This window comes from Hoeflea sp. CAU 1731 (assembly GCF_039888615.1).
GTDB lineage: Bacteria > Pseudomonadota > Alphaproteobacteria > Rhizobiales > Rhizobiaceae > Flavimaribacter.
In genome coordinates, this window is record NZ_JBDQQS010000041.1 from 1 (window position 1) to 4,129 (window position 4,129).

At 55.4% G+C, this 4,129-nt stretch carries 4 protein-coding genes; 3 read left to right on the forward strand and 1 reads right to left on the reverse strand.

The genetic code is table 11. The annotated features are described in order from the left end of the window. Positions 1-325: hypothetical protein (locus tag AAFN47_RS27910; RefSeq protein WP_499812466.1), on the reverse strand; the 325-nt coding region annotated here is incomplete at its 3' end. Positions 326-406: 81 nt separating this feature from the next. On the opposite strand from AAFN47_RS27910, the gene AAFN47_RS27915 reads away from it, so the two are divergent. From AAFN47_RS27915 to AAFN47_RS27925, 3 genes are read left to right on the forward strand one after another with little or no spacing between them, the layout of a single operon-like run. Continuing rightward, positions 407-1,750 carry a class-II fumarase/aspartase family protein gene (locus AAFN47_RS27915; protein WP_035228615.1) on the forward strand — a complete coding sequence of 448 codons (1,344 nt, stop codon included), beginning with the start codon at positions 407-409 and terminating at the stop codon, positions 1,748-1,750. A 39-nt stretch (positions 1,751-1,789) separates the two neighbouring features. Then, positions 1,790-2,689 (forward strand): 4-sulfomuconolactone hydrolase, encoded by a 900-nt coding sequence (locus tag AAFN47_RS27920; protein WP_080723363.1) that lies wholly within the window; start codon positions 1,790-1,792, stop codon positions 2,687-2,689. 14 nt (positions 2,690-2,703) lie between these two features. Then, positions 2,704-3,759 (forward strand): maleylacetate reductase, encoded by a 1,056-nt coding sequence (locus tag AAFN47_RS27925; RefSeq protein ID WP_035228600.1) that lies wholly within the window; start codon positions 2,704-2,706, stop codon positions 3,757-3,759. The last annotated feature ends 370 nt before the right edge of the window (positions 3,760-4,129 follow it).

Below are 4,129 nucleotides of genomic sequence, written 5' to 3' on the forward strand. Positions count from 1 at the left end.
CGAATCGCTGCCTTCCGGTGGTTGTCATATACCAGATCATCTCGATCTCGTGAGTGGTCGACGGATGATGGCCACTATAGTCCTTCCTATCGGTGAGTCTTGCCAGCCATGCTGCATCCCCTTGACCGGCGAGGAGAGGGGTTTCTAAACAGCCAAGAGAAACGGTTCCCAGTTGCACATCCCAGTGCCGCCCTGACTCACTTCCATATCCGTCATATGAAAATCGTACATGGCCCGAACAACACCCCTTGGCCGGATGAGCGGGACGGTACTTCGCTTTTCCAACTGCAGATTGCACAAGAATCATCTTCCAGGCGCTGTTCATATTAAGCTAACGCTGTACATAATAACCAATCAAGTTTATAGCTGCGGCTCCATTCCTAGATTCATCTTACTGGGCGTTTTGATGGCATTTTCCCCCCTTGATTCAGACCTGTTGGGGCCTCTGTTTACGACGAAAGAAATGAGGGACGCGCTCTCGGAGCGTCGATTTCTTGCGTTGATGTTGCGGGTTGAAGCCGCTTTGGCGCGCGCTCAGGCTGCTGAAGGTTTGGTCAGCCAAGAGCTTGCCAACTCCATCGCAGGTATAGATCCTGGCTCTCTGGACATTAAGGTACTGGCAGAGCAGACCCGACTTGGGGCGGTCCCTGTCATCCCATTCGTAAAATCAGTGCAAGCCATGCTTCCGCCGGATGTGGCAGGTGGCTTCCATTTCGGTACTACGAGCCAGGACATCATGGATACGGCCATCATTCTTCAAATGGCCAATGCGGTGGATCTGATCGAAACTGATCTAAGAGCCTTGCTTTCTTCCCTGTGCGAGCTAGCGGAGGAACATTGCGAGACTCCCTGCATCGGGCGCACAGCTGGCCAACATGCTTCGCCTGTCACATTCGGCTTCAAAGTGGCAGGCTGGTGCGTCGCAATCGCTGAGCACTTAGCTCAGGTTGAGCAACTTAAACGGCGAGTGCTCGTCCTCTCATTGGCTGGTCCTGTAGGCACATTGACCCAGATGGGCGATCGGGCCGGAGCCGTTGTGACGAGGACTGCGGCGGATCTTGGATTAGCCGTTCCCGCTATGCCGTGGCACACGCATCGTAGCAGAATAGTTGAACTAGGTAGTTGGTTGGCCATCCTTCTCGGAATTCTAGCGAAGATGGCGACAGATGTGGTTCATCTTGCGACACCGGAAGTGGGAGAGGTATCTGAGCCAGCGGTCGCCGGCCGGGGTGGATCCTCGGCTATGCCTCACAAGCGAAATCCTGTTGGATCGATGATCATTCTGGCCCAACACTCTGCATCAGTGGGCCACCTTTCGACGTTGGTGAGCGCGATGGCAAGCCTTCATGAGAGGCCCGTTGGCGCCTGGCATTCTGAATGGCTGGCGCTCCCGTCTCTCGTCGGACTGGCGGCAGGAGCGCTCAGAGAGGCTCGTCTTCTAGCTGGTGGCTTGGAAGTCGATGCCGCACGAATGTACCGAAACATAGAATTGACAAACGGAATGATATTCAGCGATGCGGTTGCGGGAGGTCTAGCGCAGGCGATGGGACGCGCCGAAGCTTACACCGCCGTAGAGGAAGAAGTCGCCAACGTCGTCCGTTCAGGTGGGCACCTTCGGGAACGTCTGACCAAACGCTTCCCCGCCCACCATTCCACCATCCTGCAGGCATTTGAGCTTGCACCAGCGATCAATGCTGCCGCGAGCCGCTGTCGCGCAGCGCTAATCTCTGTTCGGAAGCAATTGGCATGACTTGCTAGTTTCGGCTCAACAGAAAGGAGCTCCAGGAAAATGTTACCCGCTGATCAAGCTGGCATACCGCCTTGCCAAGGGCCTCGCGCGCGCTCTGCGCCAATAAGTTTTGCAATACCAAAAGGCGCATGGGACACTCATCTCCATGTTTTTGGCCCAACGGCTGTGTTCCCATATGCGGAAAAGCGTCCGTATACTCCGCCGGATTCACCGCTTGAAGATTATCTGGCGTTGATGGAGCGTTTGGGCATCGAACGGGGTGTCTGTGTCCACCCGAATGTGCACGGGATTGATAATTCAGTGACTATTGATGCGGTCGAGCGTTCTGATCGCCGTCTCCTCGGAATAATCAAGCCTCATCGTGATATGACCTTTACGGAACTGCGTGACCTGAAGACCCGCGGTGTAAGAGGGGTACGTTTCGCATTCAATCCCCAGCACGGTTCCGGCGCACTCGACACCGAACTGTTCGAGCGAATGCATGGTTGGTGCCGTGAACTCGATTGGTGCATAAACATGCATTTTGCTCCTGATGCTTTGGAGGGGCTATGTGACCTCATCGCGGGAGCTGAAACACCGATCATAATCGACCATTTTGGCAGAGTTGAAACGGCGGCCGGAGTCAACCAGCTTCCCTTTAAGATCCTACGTGATCTTGCGACTCTTGATCATGTCTGGATTAAGTTGACGGGAGCCGATCGGATCTCGCATTCAGGTGTTCCATATGACGATGTTGTGCCGTTCGCACACGCCTTAAGTGAGATAGCCCCTGACCGCCTACTCTGGGGAAGCGACTGGCCGCATTCCGGGTACTTCGACCCGAAGCGCATGCCAGATGACGGAGATTTGTTGAACTTAGTTGCCCGGTTTGCTCCTGACGTCGCTCTCCGGCATAAAATCCTGGTTGATAACCCTGCCCGATTGTTCGGCGCCATCTGAGGGGCGGATATTCAATGCAACCTTTCGTGTACAATTCAGCTCCTTCAAGGGTTATCTTTGGCCGTGGAGCATCACTATCACTGGCTGCGGAGCTGGACCGACTAGGGCTGAAAAGAGCGCTGGTACTGTCCACACCGCAACAAGAAGAACAGTCGCTTTCAATCGCGAGCAACTTAGAATGGCGGTTGGCGGGGTCGTTCCATGAAGCCGCTATGCACACTCCAACCGATGTCACGGCGGCGGGTGTCGGGCTAGCACGCGAGATAAATGCGGACTGCTTGGTTGCTATCGGGGGTGGTTCCACAATTGGTTTGGGCAAAGCAATAGCGTGGCGAACCGGTTTGCCACAGGTTGTGGTACCGACGACATACGCGGGGTCGGAAATGACCCCAATACTAGGTCAAACGGAAGATGGGTTGAAGACCACAATCCGTAACCCAAAAATCCAGCCCCAGACGGTGATCTACGACGTCGACTTAACTCTGTCCTTACCGGCCCAAATTTCTGTCACGTCAGGCTTAAATGCGGCTGCACACGCCGCTGAGGCACTTTACGCCCGGGACGGCAATCCGGTGATTTCCCTTTTGGCAGAGGAAGCTATTCGCGTCCTGACGCAAGCGCTCCCACAGATCGTTGATGACGAGCGAAATGTCGAGGCGCGAAGCAAGGCATTGTACGGAGCCTGGTTGTGTGGGATTTGCCTCGGCTCCGCCGGAATGGCTCTGCACCACAAATTGTGCCACACGCTTGGCGGCAGTTTCGATTTGCCCCACGCAGCTACCCACTGCGTAATACTGCCTTATGCTTTGGACTACAATCGTCCAGAAATTCCCGACGCGATGGTAGCGATGTCGCGCGCCATGGGAGGTGTGGACGCTGCAAAGGGTTTTCGTGCACTTGCAAAAAAGTTGGGAGCCCCAACATCTCTTCAGGCATTGGGTTTCGATGAAGCAGATATAGCGCGCGCTGCCGAGCTCGCCACGGAAAATGCTTATTGGAACCCACGTCCAATCGAGAACGCGCCGATACGATCGCTTCTAACCCGTGCATGGAGGGGGGATGAGGTTTGAGAGACTTCGTCCGGCTGACGCATACGGCGTGGAAATAGCCCTTGCGGCGCCTTCGCGTGTGGCAAGCGGCGTCGGTGGAACAAACCCGCAGCTGGTTCAAATTGAGCTTTATGGCGTCTGGAAGCGCTGAGACCGGGGCGAACTGGTTCTCGTGCCTCGAAGAGCTACGTCGCCTCGCACCCGCACAGCCAGTAAAGGTAGTAGTCCGAAGATGAAAAACATCACCACCGCTGCTGAAGCGGTCGCACAAATCCACGATGGAGCCACCGTTCTGATCGGCGGTTTTGAACCGCACCGGGACTGTCGGAGGCCATTTGGTTTAAGTTACGCGGCCACGGCCGGTTGATCCAGTGCGGCGTAGTATTTTGCC

Bases quoted from the DNA above. Each gene is read 5' to 3' on its own strand.
- AAFN47_RS27920 (WP_080723363.1), top strand. From the start codon at position 1,790: ATGTTACCCGCTGATCAAGCTGGCATACCGCCTTGCCAAGGGCCTCGC.
- AAFN47_RS27915 (WP_035228615.1), top strand. From the start codon at position 407: ATGGCATTTTCCCCCCTTGATTCAGACCTGTTGGGGCCTCTGTTTACG.
- AAFN47_RS27925 (WP_035228600.1), top strand. From the start codon at position 2,704: ATGCAACCTTTCGTGTACAATTCAGCTCCTTCAAGGGTTATCTTTGGC.